At 48.8% G+C, this 13,873-nt stretch carries 10 protein-coding genes and 1 other RNA gene; 1 reads left to right on the forward strand and 10 read right to left on the reverse strand.

The annotated features are described in order from the left end of the window. The 10 genes from ftsW to HMPREF3179_RS04625 all read right to left on the reverse strand — a co-directional run bounded on the left by ftsW (window position 1) and on the right by HMPREF3179_RS04625 (window position 11,906). Entirely contained in the window at window positions 1-1,257 is a 1,257-nt protein-coding gene (ftsW, locus tag HMPREF3179_RS04580) for a putative lipid II flippase FtsW (protein WP_102705467.1), read from the reverse strand. Next, window positions 1,258-2,790, reverse strand: a complete 1,533-nt coding sequence (murD, locus tag HMPREF3179_RS04585; RefSeq protein WP_070469860.1) for a UDP-N-acetylmuramoyl-L-alanine--D-glutamate ligase — start codon at window positions 2,788-2,790, stop codon at window positions 1,258-1,260. A 35-nt stretch (window positions 2,791-2,825) separates the two neighbouring features. After that, the gene (mraY, locus tag HMPREF3179_RS04590; RefSeq protein WP_018026537.1) at window positions 2,826-3,995 is read right to left on the reverse strand and encodes a phospho-N-acetylmuramoyl-pentapeptide-transferase; all 1,170 of its coding nucleotides are present in this window, start codon (window positions 3,993-3,995) and stop codon (window positions 2,826-2,828) included. Window positions 3,996-4,025: 30 nt separating this feature from the next. After that, entirely contained in the window at window positions 4,026-6,824 is a 2,799-nt protein-coding gene (gene murF / locus HMPREF3179_RS04595; protein ID WP_018026536.1) for a bifunctional UDP-N-acetylmuramoyl-L-alanyl-D-glutamate--2,6-diaminopimelate ligase MurE/UDP-N-acetylmuramoyl-tripeptide--D-alanyl-D-alanine ligase MurF, read from the reverse strand. A 27-nt stretch (window positions 6,825-6,851) separates the two neighbouring features. Beyond that, entirely contained in the window at window positions 6,852-8,678 is a 1,827-nt protein-coding gene (locus HMPREF3179_RS04600; protein WP_018026535.1) for a peptidoglycan D,D-transpeptidase FtsI family protein, read from the reverse strand. 8 nt (window positions 8,679-8,686) lie between these two features. Then, complete coding sequence (ftsL, locus tag HMPREF3179_RS04605; protein WP_018026534.1) at window positions 8,687-8,989, reverse strand: cell division protein FtsL; 303 nt, start codon at window positions 8,987-8,989, stop codon at window positions 8,687-8,689. A 16-nt stretch (window positions 8,990-9,005) separates the two neighbouring features. Continuing rightward, complete coding sequence (rsmH, locus tag HMPREF3179_RS04610) at window positions 9,006-9,995, reverse strand: 16S rRNA (cytosine(1402)-N(4))-methyltransferase RsmH (RefSeq protein WP_070469861.1); 990 nt, start codon at window positions 9,993-9,995, stop codon at window positions 9,006-9,008. A 9-nt stretch (window positions 9,996-10,004) separates the two neighbouring features. Next, the gene (mraZ, locus tag HMPREF3179_RS04615) at window positions 10,005-10,433 is read right to left on the reverse strand and encodes a division/cell wall cluster transcriptional repressor MraZ (protein ID WP_026156842.1); all 429 of its coding nucleotides are present in this window, start codon (window positions 10,431-10,433) and stop codon (window positions 10,005-10,007) included. Window positions 10,434-10,747: 314 nt separating this feature from the next. Beyond that, an RNA gene (rnpB, locus tag HMPREF3179_RS04620) (RNase P RNA component class A) lies at window positions 10,748-11,143 on the reverse strand. Window positions 11,144-11,216: 73 nt separating this feature from the next. After that, on the reverse strand, window positions 11,217-11,906 hold the full coding sequence (locus HMPREF3179_RS04625) for an SCO family protein (RefSeq protein ID WP_070469862.1): 690 nt from the start codon (window positions 11,904-11,906) through the stop codon (window positions 11,217-11,219). Window positions 11,907-12,032: 126 nt separating this feature from the next. Here HMPREF3179_RS04625 and HMPREF3179_RS04630 point away from each other — a divergent pair, with 126 nt between their 5' ends. After that, window positions 12,033-13,868: an ATP-binding cassette domain-containing protein gene (locus tag HMPREF3179_RS04630; RefSeq protein WP_070469863.1), complete on the forward strand. Its 1,836-nt coding sequence runs from the start codon at window positions 12,033-12,035 to the stop codon at window positions 13,866-13,868. Window positions 13,869-13,873: the final 5 nt, after the last annotated feature.

Below are 13,873 nucleotides of genomic sequence, written 5' to 3' on the forward strand. Positions count from 1 at the left end.
TCACACATACCTTGGCGCAGGCACGCCTGAAATAGGCAAACCACGCATTAATTGACGATTTTCATAGTCTACTCTGAACACCAGTCCCAGTGCGCAAAGTGTCATCACCATGGCTGAACCACCGAAACTGATCATCGGCAGGGTTAAGCCCTTGGTCGGTAATAAACCCAAACAAACGCAGAGATTAAATAAGGCTTGGAAACCAATCCAAATACCCACGCCTTGTGCCACCAGGCCACTATAGTAGCGGTCCATGGCAATGGCTACGCGACCAATCTTAAAACATTTAAAAATCAGTAAGAAGTACAGAATCACTACCGTCAGAATACCTACAAAGCCCAATTCCTCACCGATCACAGCCAATATAAAGTCGGTATGTGCCTCTGGTAAATAATGTAATTTTTCAATACTAAAACCGAGACCCACACCAGTCCATTCACCACGACCGATAGCGATTAAGGAGTGCACTAATTGATAGCCTGAGGATTGCGCATACTCCTCACTAAAGGGATCTAAGAAAGCAAACAAGCGCTTAAGGCGCCAAGAGCTGAATAACACGGCAGCACTGACCAAACCCACGCCTAATAGACCAAGACCAGCCAAGTAAAAACTATGCAGACCACCCAAGAACAAAACACCGACACAAATGGAGGCGAGCACCATGGAAGCGCCTAAATCGGGCTCAAGGAAGGTCAGTATCAAAGCCAATCCCAATAAGGCTGCAATCGGCAACACACCGCACACAAAGCCCTCAAAGGGTTTTAAAGAGCCAATGGCATCACGAAAGCGAATTGCATACCGTGAGGCATACAGCACCATGGCCATTTTCATCATCTCACTCGGCTGAAAATTGACCGGCCCTAAGGGGATCCAACGCTTTGCCCCATTAATCTCACGGCCGATAAAGGGCATGAGGACGAGTAACAATAAGACCGCAGCTACCCCAAAAAAGAGAAAGGACAGCTCCTCCCATTTGTCCATATTGATATTGAATACCGTGAACATGCCGCAAAAGCCGATAAAAATATAAATGGCTTGCATCATAAAGTAGCGGTTGAATTTAACGACCTCACTACTCGGTCCATCCGTCAGCGCAATTGAGGAGGAATACACCATCACCAAACCTAGCACCAAAATCACGCCGATAATGGATAATAGCCCCAGATCATAGTCGCGCATTTTACTGCGAGTGGGCGAAACCTCATTAATCCCCGGTTCCGCCTCACGCACAAAGCGCTCGCGCATGCTCAGACTCATTTAAATTTCTCCATATTCATGCGCTAAATCCTGTACCGCCTCTGCAAAGGCCTCGCCACGCTGCATATAATTGCTAAACATATCCATACTGGCACAGGCTGGCGACAGTAACACAATATCGCCTGCGGTGGCGAGACGCATCGCTTCAACCACGGCCTCTTGCATGGAGTCGGCGTGCTTAATTGGCAAACCCGTTGCGCTCAATGCCGCTTCGATTAACTTTGCGTCGCGCCCGATTAAGATGATGCCTTTAGCCTTTTCCTGCAATGGTGCTAATAAAGGACTGAAATCCTGCCCCTTGGCGAGACCCCCGAGAATCACGACCAGAGACTGCGCTAAGCCATTAATGCCGGCTAAAGTAGCGCCGACATTGGTACCCTTGCTGTCATTAATAAAATCCACCCCGGCGATGCTGCGTACAAAATTCATCCGATGCGGGGCCGCTTTAAAGGCAGCCAGCGCACGCAATAATGGACTCCAATTAAGCCCCAGCGCACGACACAGCGCGAGTGCAGCTAAGGCATTCAGCGCATTATGGCGCCCTTTAACGGGCAAGGCTTCAACTGGCATCAATTGCTTTAAATGAGCTGGTGTACGAGTTGAGGCTTCGGCTTTTCTTTTTTTGGCGCCCGCACTCAATGGCGTCTCGAACCCCTCATCGTCACAGGAGGCGGCAAGCCAACTCATGCCACCCAATGTCTGAATCCCTAAATCACCTAGTAAGGACGGCTCATCCTCGCCGAAACTAATCACCTCGACTGCCGCCACCTCAGGCACCATCGCTAACACTTCCGGATCGGCTCGAGCCACCACCTTAGTCTCACTTAACTGTAAAAGCTTAGCTTTATGCTGTGCATAATCTGCCCAATCCACGTGCCAATCTAAATGATCCTGACTTAAATTTAAGACCACCGACGCCTTAGGCTGCAAAGATTGTACCGTTGCCAACTGGAAGCTAGATAGCTCTAGCACCCAGACTTGAGGCAGGGCATCGGTATCCAAGGCGTGCATCAATGCACTCAAAGCAGCAGGACTAATATTACCCGCTGCAACTGCCGTCAAACCGGCGGTCTCCAGCATATCACGCACCATCATGGTGACGGTGGTTTTGCCATTGGTACCGGTAATAGCAACGACCTCGCACGCATAATCACGGCTAGCCTTTAAATCACGCAAGGCGCGAGCAAAGAGCTCAATCTCACCGATAATTTCAATTCCCTGCGCCTCGGCTTGGGACAAAAACTCCCGCACCGGTGAGGCATTAGGCGATAAACCGGGGCTCAGCACCAGTGAATCAATCCCCGCTAAGGTGCTCGCTTGGAGCGAGGCGGCTCCTAGCGCATAGGAAATCTTCGCTGCCGGCTGTGCCTTAGCAGCCGCTTCAATCTCAGCCAGACCTGCCGGCTCATCACGGGTATCGGCAATACGCAGCTTAGCACCTTGGCGCAAGCACCATAAAGCACTGGCGACACCGGTCTCACCTAAGCCTAAAACTAATACATGCGATTGAGACAAGTCTTTGTGCTGTGCCATGGCCTAACTCTAAAAGAATAAATTGAAAAAGATGACTAACGTAATTTTAAGGTCGAAAGACCAATTAACACCAACATAATAGTGATAATCCAAAAACGAATCACCACTTGGGTTTCTTTCCACCCTTTTTTCTCAAAATGATGATGTAAAGGGGCCATTAATAAGATGCGTCGCCCCTCACCATAGCGCTTTTTCGTGTATTTAAACCAACTCACTTGGAGCATGACGGACAGCGTTTCAACGACAAACACGCCACCCATAATAAAAAACACAATTTCCTGGCGTACAATCACGGCGATACAGCCTAGCATCCCACCTAAAGCCAATGCCCCCACATCACCCATAAACACCTGCGCTGGGTAGGCATTAAACCATAAAAAGGCTAGACCGGCGCCGCCCAAGGCAGAACAGAGAATTAACATCTCCCCAGCGCCCGGAATATAGGGAAAGAGTAAATAACTTGAGTAATCGACACGACCGACCACATAGGCAAAAACACCTAGCGCCCCGCCCACCATCACGGTCGGCATAATCGCTAAACCATCCAAACCATCGGTCAGATTCACCGCATTACTGCCGCCCACAATCACCAACCAGGTAAGAATAGCAAAACCGAATACCCCTAGCGGATAGCTAACACTCTTAAAGAAAGGCACAATCAAATCGGCCTGTGCGGGTAGCGGCATGGTGAATCCACTCATGACCCAATCTTTAAATAATGGCCATAAATCGCCGGAGGCGGGTGCTGATACAGCAAAGCTCAAATAAAGGGCGGCAATGGCACCAATGGTTGATTGCCAAAAAAACTTCTCTTTGGACGACATGCCTTCAGGGTTGCGATAGACCACCTTACGATAGTCGTCACTCCAACCGATAGCACCAAAGCCCACGGTCACAAAGAGCACGACCCACACAAAGCGATTGCTTAAATCAGCCCATAACAAGGTGGACAGCGCAATAGAAATTAGTACCAAAACACCGCCCATGGTCGGCGTTCCGTCTTTGACCAGGTGACTTTCTAGACCATATTGACGCACCGCCTGCCCGACCTTCATCTCTAACAACTTGCGGATCACCTTTGGTCCTGCGACGAGACCGATAAGCAATGCCGTCGCACTGGCCATCAGTGCACGCATGGTCAAATAATCAAAAACCGAAAAAAAACTATAATCTTTACTTAAATACTTAAAGAGCTCATATAACATGAGTACATTCCCCGTTACTAGCGAGATTTATTATTCCTGTTTATCTAGTAAATCCTGCACCACGCGCTCCATACGCATCGAACGAGAACCCTTTACTAATACAGCTGCTGGCGCTAATTCAGCCAAGGCCTTGAGTAAGTCTGGCAGCTCCGTAAAATGCTGAGCGCCCTCAGCAAAGGCTTGACTGCTTGCCTCAGTCGCGGCACCAAAAGTCAACAAATACTCAATACCTTTTTGCTTGGCATAAGCACCCACTTCACGGTGCATTTGCGGTCCTTCAGGTCCCACCTCGCCCATATCACCTAAGACCAACAGCCTTGGGCTAGGTAAAGCACTTAGCACATCTATCGCCGCGCGCACAGAATCTGGATTAGCATTATAACTATCATCAATTAAGTGCGTGCCATTTTTAAGCACATAGTTTTGTAAGCGTCCACTGACCGGAGCAAAACTTTCCAAGCCCTGCTTTATTTGAGCCACTGGCACACCCGCTGCTAAGCAAGCCCCTGCGGCAGCAAGCGCATTACTCACATTATGCTCACCCGGGATTTGTAGACTAATTTCAGTACTACTGTCATGCGCATGCAAGACAAAATCAATACCAGCGTTTTGTGGTTGCAAATCGGTGGCGTAAATTTCTGCTGTCGGCGCTGCAATCGCAAAACGCAAGGCTTGACGATGGCGACTTAATTCATCCCACAAAGCGGTGTACTCAGTGGCCGCCGGATAAACCGCCACGCCACCCGTGGCCAAATACGCAAACACTGAGGCGTTTTCTTGAGCGACGGCCTCCACACTTTGCATAAACTCCTGATGCTCACGCTGTGCATTGGTTAAAACCGCCACCGTAGGTCGGCACAAATCCGCCAACACAGCAATTTCCCCAGGGTGATTCATGCCCAACTCAAAAACCGCCATTTGCTGTGTAGCACGCAGTCTTAATAAGCTAAGTGGCACGCCGATATGGTTATTTAAATTTCCCTCGGTGGCTAGGTAATTATCAGCATAGGCTGCTTTTAAAACGACCGCGATCATTTCCTTGGTGGTCGTTTTGCCATTACTGCCCGTCACTGCAATCACCGGCAAGCTAAATAAACTGCGCCATGCCTTACTCATGGTCATCAATGCCTCTTGGGTATCGTGGACCTGAATTTGCAGCAAGCTGATATGCTTATCAGGACTGGAGACTAAAGCGGCTAGAGCCTTTTTAGCTTGAGCCTCAGCCAATAAGCGATGGGCATCAAAATTCTCACCCTTTAAGGCCACAAAAAACTGCCCTGGCTGTAATTGACGCGTATCGGTACTAATATCCAAGGCATCACGCATCAACAAGCCTAGACTAGCCCATTGGCGATCATCGAAGTAATGACGCACGCCATGCACTTCCTGATAATCCTCATGGCCTTTCCCGGTGATCAAAATCACATCCTCAGGCGCAGCGTGCAAAATCGCATAGAGAATGGAGTAATCTCGGTGTCTTTCTACCATGGCTAACTTCGCTGCCGATGGCGAAGAAAGACCAGCCACAATCTCGTCTAAAATCCGATGCGGGTCCTCAGTGCGCGGATTATCACTGGTGATATAAACTAAATCACTTAGTTGCTCAGCAATCTCAGCCATCACTGGGCGCTTGGTACGATCTCTATCGCCACCACAACCAAACACACAAATCAAGCGCCCATCACGCGCCGCTGCATTAGGGCGTATTGCTTCTAGTGCCCGCTTGAGGGCATCGGGGCTGTGCGCATAGTCCACCACCACCAGTGGTTTATTTTGTGTATTCACTAGTGGTTCGACCGTTTCCAAACGGCCAGCAACCGCTTCTAGCTGACTCAGTGTTCTGCTAATACGGCTTAAACCCCAGCCCAGCCCTTCTAAAATACCAACGGTTAACAATAAATTAGAAATATTATGCTCGCCCACTAAGCGACTTAAAATTTGCGTATCACCTTGAGCCGTGTGCAGCATAAAGGACAAACCATAGTCATGGAAGGTGTAATGCAAAGCACGGATATCAGCAGCAGAATCCACATCAAGCGAGTAAGTTAAGGTCTTGGCAGCCACTGAGCGCTTCGCCAAACGCAAACCAGCCTCATCATTGGCATTCAGTACAGCCAACTTTAAATCGGGCCAAGTAAATAAAATCGCCTTGGCCTCTTCGTACTCAGCCATGCTCTGATGGTAGTCCAAATGGTCTAAACTTAAATTAGTAAATCCAGCAATATCAATGCGTATGCCGTCCATACGACCCTGTTCTAGACCAATAGAGGAAGCTTCCATGGCCACCGTGAAAATCTCTTGGTCCCGCAAATAGGCCAATATACGATGCAGACTGAGCACATCCGGTGTGGTTAAGGAGCCGCCTAGGTTTCTACCATCTGGTAATATCACGCCCAAGGTACCGATAGTGGCACACGGTGTATTATTTAAATTTAAGGCTTGAGCTACCCAGCTGGCGCATGAGGTTTTACCATTTGTACCGGTAATCGCAACGACTTTGACTGACTCTGATGGACGTCCGTACCATTCATCCGCTAGCTTGCCCAATAAGCCTTTCAGATGGTCTACTGTCAACAGCGGCACTGCGCTAGCCGCTTCGCTTAGCGCCTCGGCCACATGCGTTGAAGCGGCATCAACTAAAATTGCTGCCGCTCCATTATCAATTGCCGCTGGGATAAATTGTGCACCATCACTATGCAAGCCCTTAGATGCAACAAAGACATCCCCCGCTCGGATGTCTCTGGAATCAAGTTTGAGGTCGGCTCGGCTTTCGGTATGTTGACGTAGCCATTGCACAATCGCCGTAATTTCTTTAGTTTGCTCTTGCATAACACTTCCTGCACTGTTGCGTGATAATTATCCGCGCGGATTGCGAGCGGATGCAGCTGTTGCCTTGCTATTATTTGCCTCTAAGGTAGGGACGACATTAAGATCTGGTGGCACACTTAAATACTTTAAGGTACCACTGATAATTTCACCCGTCGCAGGACCAGCAATTAGAGTACCGAAATAGCCTGCTTTACGTGGATTATCCACCGTGACTGCCACCACAATGCGTGGATTGGAAATCGGTGCCACCGCAACAAAGGAACCACGATAGTCACTGCGGCTATATTTACCGTTAACAATTTTACGTGCGGTACCGGACTTACCACCAATGCGATAGCCCTCGACCATCGCCTGAATTTTCGAACCATTAGGACCGGCGGTTTCCTCTAGCATGCGACGTACATTTCTGGCCGTTTCTTTACTAAAAATTTGTACACTCTTGGCTGGTTTCTCACTACGAATTAAAGATAAAGAAACCATATCGCCATCGCGCGCCAAGGTGGTATAGGCATGGGCGATTTGCAGCAAGGAGGTAGAGACACCATAACCATAGGACATGGTGGCTTTTTCAATCAAACGCCAACGCTCCCACGGTCTTAAATTACCAGTGGCAATGCCAGGGAAACCAATTTCTGGCGCAGTACCAAAACCCAAGGCTTTAAAGACCGTCCACATTTGCTCAGCGCGTAAACGCTCAGCAATCATGGTCATACCAATATTACTGGAGCGGCGAATCACACCCGCCACATCCAAGGTACCGTTATAACGGCTAACGTCAGTAATGGTATGGCCCTGATAGCGATAACTACCGTTACCAGTCGCAAACTTTGTGTTTAAAGAAATCGCTTTAGCATCCAATGCTAATGCCGCCACCAAAGGCTTGATAATTGAGCCTGGCTCAAACACATCCGTCACTGCCCGATTTCTAAGTAGCGCACCCTTACGCGCCGAGCGATCATTTGGATCGTAACTCGGGTAACTGACCATACTTAAAATTTCACCCGTTTGGGTATCGATGACGACCGCCCCACCGGAATCCGCTGCGTGATGTTTGACCGCTTTTTCTAGTGCTTGGTAGCTTAAATACTGAATTTGACTATCAATGGTGAGTCTGACATTTTCCCCATCTTGCGCTGGTGATTGCGCATAAACGTCCTGAATCACTCGTCCCAGACGATCGCGCAGTACGGTACGGTTACCATCAACGCCGCTTAGACGGGATTCATAATGCTTTTCAATCCCTTCAATACCGTTATTTTCGATATTGGTAAAACCAACCAAATGGGCAGTAATTGGCCCTTGAGGATAGGAGCGCTTAACCTCAGGTAAAAAATACACGCCGGGCAACTTTTGCTCGCGCAAGCTCTCTGCCTTATCCATCGGCACTTGGCGCTTTAGATAAACAAAGGTCTTACCCATATGATTTTCCATGCGCTCTTTAACACTGGCCACGGATAAATCAACCGACTCAGCTAAAAACTTAAATTGTTCGGGCGTGGCTCGTTGCAATTCCTCGGGAATAATCCACACCGCACGCACCGGCACACTGGTGGCCAAAAAGACACCATTGCGGTCTTCAATACGACCACGATTGGCCGGCAAGGTCTGATTCACCTCAAAACGCTTTTCACCCTCGGCACGTAAAAAGTCGTTATTGTAGATTTGATGATAAAAAGCCTGTCCCAAAACGATGGTAAAGCCACCGACAAACAGCCCAAGAATACACAAACTGCGCCATTTAGGCAGTTTATTCTCGATCACCGGCTCATTAAAAAAGCGAAGTTGGGGCTTATAGCCGCGCGTATTGCGACTTTTTGAACGCTGAATATGTTGTAAAACTTTTTTTAATTTCATTTTTTTACCTATTCTGAACCAACTTCGCTAATGGGACTAAGCTCAGACTCTTTGATGTAAATAATTTCATTCACTTGGGGCGAATGCATCTTTTTCAGCTTTTCTTCGATCTCACTGCGAATATTCATGGAGCTAGTTAATTGCGCTCGTTCCAACTCCAAAAATCGCCATTGCGTTTCCAGCTCACGCTCAACCCGAGTCGCGCGTTCAATTTGAGTAAATTGCTGCCGTTGTTCATAACGTGCACTTACCAACTCGATCGCGCTATAAATAAAAAAAGCGATTAAACCGAAAATCAATACTCTTAACATGCCAACGCCTTAGCCCTTATTCAGCGGCAGTACGCTCTGCCACCCGTAACATCGCCGAACGCGAGCGCGGATTATGCTTAATCTCCTCGGCGGAGGCTTGCACCTTGCCAAGATTGATTAGACGCGCTGCAGGCAACTCCGTCTCACGCAGTGGCAACTTGGCCAACGCCGGATCTAAGGTGGAGGCTTGGGCAATTGCTTGCTTCACCGGCCTATCTTCCAGTGAATGAAAGCTGATGACCGCCAAACGCCCACCCACATCCAACAAATCTAGCACTGACGCGAGGCTGCGTGAAAGCTCCTCATGTTCTTGGTTGATGTGAATCCGTATAGCTTGAAAGGTGCGAGTTGCCGGGTGGTGACCCTTTTCGCGCGACTTGACGACGCTAGCGACGAGCTGGGCGAGCTCGAGCGTACTACGAAATGGGCCGGATTGCCGGCGATCAACAATCTTCTTTGCAATCTGGAAAGCATACCGTTCTTCGCCATAGTCTTTTATCACTCCTCTAATTTCATCGAATGAGGCGGCATTTAACCATTCGGCGGCTGTGATGCCGCGACTGGTATCCATTCTCATATCCAAGGGGCCGTCACGCATAAATGAAAAACCGCGGGCAGCGTCATCTAATTGCGGTGAAGACACCCCTAAATCCATCATGATGCCCTGCACTTTGCCAATTCCATGCGCAGCCAATACCTCAGCCATGCTAGAAAATGCATCATGCACAACAATCACACGCGGATCCTCAGCTCGTAACGCTGCCGCCACTTCAATCGCTGCGGGATCCTTATCAAACACGAATAACTTCGCTTTAGGGCTTAAATGGCTAAGCAAATAACGGCTATGACCACCTCGACCAAAAGTCCCGTCAACAAAAACGCCGTCTTTCTGCTGTGCGGGCAGTGGAGAATGCACAGCTTTGGACTTCGCATTGAAGTGCGGGTCTACTAAAGCGTTGACCGTAGCATGCAGCAAAACGGTGGTGTGGCTGAAATCCTGACTCATCGCTAGCTCTTATAGTGAGAAGTCATCGAGATCATCTGGTAGACCGGCCTCTAAATCGACTGCTACTAATGCCTCATACTTCGCGGCATCCCATAGGTCAAAATGACGACCCATACCTACCAACACCACCTCCTTATCCAAGCTCGCTCGTTCACGGAGCTGTGCTGGGATCAAGACCCGTCCCGCCTTATCAATATCCACGTCAAACGCGTTACCGAGCAGGGTTCTCTTAACTGAAGCGCGATTAGCGGGTAAGCGCATAATCTCTTCCAATTTGGACTCCCATTGAGCCCGTGGATAGACCAATAAACCGCCGTCAAAATTACAAGTGAAGGTTAATTCTCCCTTGGCACCCTCCAATAAGACGTCACGGTACCGGGCTGGGATCATGATCCTGCCCTTCGCGTCTATCGTTAATGGATGGTTCCCTTGGAAAATCACTACCCTATCCCACTTTTAATCTTTGTATCCCACTTAATACCACTTCATAACCCTTTTACTCCACTTTATGACATTTTTCTATTTTTTTCAAGCAAAATCATGCTTTTAGGCGCAAAAAAAACCCTGCCATGGCAGGGATAATTTATTTAAATCTCAACTAGTTATCTAAGAAAGTAAATGTAAGTGGCATAAACCATACTAAAACAGTGGTTTTTCATCATCGAAGTGGGCGCCAAGGGTCAACAGCAATCGCAATCACTTGCTTTTCTATGACAATTAGCGTGGCCGAGTGGGAATCTGCGAAAAAAGAAAGGAGGGGCAAGTCTATAGGCCGGATTCTGTAAACGATAAATCGTTGGCAATCATTCATCTAGGCTTGTTATTACTAACAAGCTCTTGCCATCTACCCGCATACTCGGACGGACCGCCCTTAGCTGCTTGACGCAGTACGTACGCCTATTTGATGTTGCTCCGAGTAGAGGTTACCGCGTTTCACCCTGCTATGCTTCTACAATGCAACTCAATGCACTATATCAACAAGTGGAAGTCGCCACCTGTGTGCCTAATTGCTTAAGCCCTCATAACAGTCTCGTCTCTGTGGCCCTATTCCTCATGCCAAAGGCATGGACGGCTGTTAGCCGCTACTCTGTCCTATGGAGTCCGGACCTTCCTCGTACTTATAAGCACGCGATTGCCCAACTTGCCCTCGGTTTAGATTCTATCGCATCCAAGGAAGTTCCAAGCGCAAACCAGGCGTATTTGTATTTTTTTAGCCTATCGCTAGTGGCAAACGCTATTGGTACTGCCCATACGCAAAGCGGCGCCTTTAATCACACCATGAATCAACAATGGCGCTAATGGCTCTCGGCGACGAATATCATAGCGCAACACTTGCGGCTCACCATCCTCGAGCGTCAGATAAAGTGTTTTACTATCGCCACTCACCCACATATCCGCCACAGCAGCTGGTAGCTCAATTAAGGTCTTATCCTTCGGGTCATCAAAGGACTGAAACTGCAAGGCCTTATCACCGCCCAATATCAGGGTGGTTTCTAGCCAACCGGTGCGGAACTCGCGTGGGGAAAAGTCAACTGTAAAATGCGTGGCTTCCTTGCTTTTCTCAAAGTCAAACAAAGCCACATGGCCGCCCGCATTGGCAAAAAAGCCAGTATAAGCATTTAAGCGATTTACCTCGTCATTCGTCGGATCAATCGTCACAAATAATGGCTGAATGGCATCCGGATTTTTAATCGCGCGCATGACGGCACCGAATTCATAAAGCGTGGTTGGGCAAATATCAGGGCAGGAGGTGTAGCCAATCGCCATAAGCAAGTACTTACCCGGATAACTTTCATGACTCACGGGACCCTTATTATCAAACAAGTCAAAGCGGATGCTTTGGGCATAAACAGTGCCACTAAGGAATGCTAAAAAGCAGACTAAACTCTTTATAAAAAATGCTCTTATCATCTATGGCTCCAACAACTCAGGCTAACAACGCCACACAGCGCAAGACCTGGTTTTTAACGCAAACATGGCAGTTCCTCTATAATATTAGCTTCTTTTGTGCAATTTTTACTGTTTATACATCGCTTTATGTCAGGACAAGCCCTTATTTCCCTTATCAACGTCAGCCTATCCTATGGTCATCATGCGCTGCTAGACCAGGCCGACTTGATCATTGCTGAAGGCGAGCGCATCGGCTTAATCGGTCGCAATGGCGCCGGTAAGTCTTCCTTGCTGCGTTTAATTGATGGTCGTAGCGAAGCTGATGATGGCGAGATCCAACGCCAAGGTGGCCTTAAGGTCATCACGGTAGAGCAAGAGCCGGACTTAGATCCTGATAAAACCGTACTTGATACGATTGCTGGTGATTACTTAGCGACCGAGGATTGGGCCAAGCCCTCCCGCGCCGAGGCGATTATTGATGAATTAGGTCTCAACCCCGAAGCTAAAATTGCTGGCTTATCGGGCGGCACCCGTAAGCGTATTGCCTTAGCGCGCGCCATTGTTGAACAAGCGGACCTACTGCTGCTGGATGAACCGACAAACCATCTAGACTTTGAAGGCATTGCCTGGTTAGAACAACAGCTTAAAAGTAGCGGCATCAGCTGCATGATCATTACTCACGACCGTCGCTTTTTGGATAATGTCACTAATCGCATTGTTGAGTTGGACCGCGGTCAATTATTGAGTTTTCCTGGTAACTTTAGTCGCTGGCAGGAACATAAAGCCGAGTGGCTCGCTGCCGAAGCCAAGGCGCAAGAGCGTTTTGATAAGTTTCTAGCGCAGGAGGAAGTCTGGATTCGCAAAGGCATTGAGGCAAGACGTACGCGTAACGAGGGTCGGGTCCGTCGCCTTAAGGCACTTAGAGTCGAGCGTCAGGCTCGCCGCGAAGTACAAGGCAAGGTGAACTTTGCCATTGATGCCGGCGATCGCTCCGGCAAAATCGTTGCCGAATTAGAGCATATCTCGCATCGTTTTGGTGACAAGGAAGTGATCAAGGACTATAGCACCACGATTTTGCGCGGTGACCGTATCGGCCTAATCGGTCCCAACGGTGTCGGTAAAACCACCCTCCTCAAAATCATCTTGGGCCGTTTAGAGCCCACCGCAGGCACGGTAAAGCTCGGCACCAATCTTAATATCGCCTACTTTGACCAAATGCGTGAGCAATTAGATGAAAATGCCAAGCTCACCGAAGTGATCAATCCTGGTAGCGAATGGGTTGAGATTGGCGATAAGCGCCAGCATGTGATGAGCTACTTAGGTGATTTTTTATTCCCACCGGCACGTGCGCAATCTCCAGTTAGCAGCCTCTCCGGTGGCGAGCGAGCGCGTCTCCTGATGGCGCGACTCTTTGCACGCCCCGCCAATGTCTTAGTCATGGATGAACCCACCAATGACTTAGATATTGAAACCCTAGAGCTACTAGAGGAGCTGATTCAGGACTTTAATGGCACCGTCCTACTCGTTAGTCATGACCGCAGCTTTTTGGATAATGTAATGACACAAACCATTGCTTATGAGGGTGATGGTCATTGGCGCGACTACGTGGGCGGCTATGAGGACTGGTTGGAGCAAAGCGCTGCCGCCAGAGCCACCGCAGCGAGCAAAGATAAAGCCAAGACGCAGCCAAGCACTCAGGCTGAGCTAGCTAAAGACAAACCCAAGGAAGCGCCTAAGCCACGCAGCGCACGCAGCAATCGCATCAGCCCTTGGGAACAAAAAGAGCTTGACCAACTACCCGAAAAAATTGCAGCACTTGAGGCTAAGCAAGCCCGATTATCAGAGCAACTGAGCCACCCGGATACCTATGCCGAGGGCTCAGCCAAAGCACAAGCCATTCAAGAGGAGTTGCTACAACTAAGCGATGAACTGGACACGCTATTTGAACGTTGGGAATTGCTTGAGAGCAAAACGAGCAACTAAGCGAT

This window comes from Oligella sp. HMSC09E12 (assembly GCF_001808505.1).
GTDB lineage: Bacteria > Pseudomonadota > Gammaproteobacteria > Burkholderiales > Burkholderiaceae_B > Oligella > Oligella urethralis.

Bases quoted from the DNA above. Each gene is read 5' to 3' on its own strand.
- ftsW (WP_102705467.1), bottom strand. From the start codon at position 1,257: ATGAGTCTGAGCATGCGCGAGCGCTTTGTGCGTGAGGCGGAACCGGGG.
- murD (WP_070469860.1), bottom strand. From the start codon at position 2,790: ATGGCACAGCACAAAGACTTGTCTCAATCGCATGTATTAGTTTTAGGC.
- mraY (WP_018026537.1), bottom strand. From the start codon at position 3,995: ATGTTATATGAGCTCTTTAAGTATTTAAGTAAAGATTATAGTTTTTTT.
- murF (WP_018026536.1), bottom strand. From the start codon at position 6,824: ATGCAAGAGCAAACTAAAGAAATTACGGCGATTGTGCAATGGCTACGT.
- HMPREF3179_RS04600 (WP_018026535.1), bottom strand. From the start codon at position 8,678: ATGAAATTAAAAAAAGTTTTACAACATATTCAGCGTTCAAAAAGTCGC.
- ftsL (WP_018026534.1), bottom strand. From the start codon at position 8,989: ATGTTAAGAGTATTGATTTTCGGTTTAATCGCTTTTTTTATTTATAGC.
- rsmH (WP_070469861.1), bottom strand. From the start codon at position 9,995: ATGAGTCAGGATTTCAGCCACACCACCGTTTTGCTGCATGCTACGGTC.
- HMPREF3179_RS04625 (WP_070469862.1), bottom strand. From the start codon at position 11,906: ATGATAAGAGCATTTTTTATAAAGAGTTTAGTCTGCTTTTTAGCATTC.
- HMPREF3179_RS04630 (WP_070469863.1), top strand. From the start codon at position 12,033: ATGTCAGGACAAGCCCTTATTTCCCTTATCAACGTCAGCCTATCCTAT.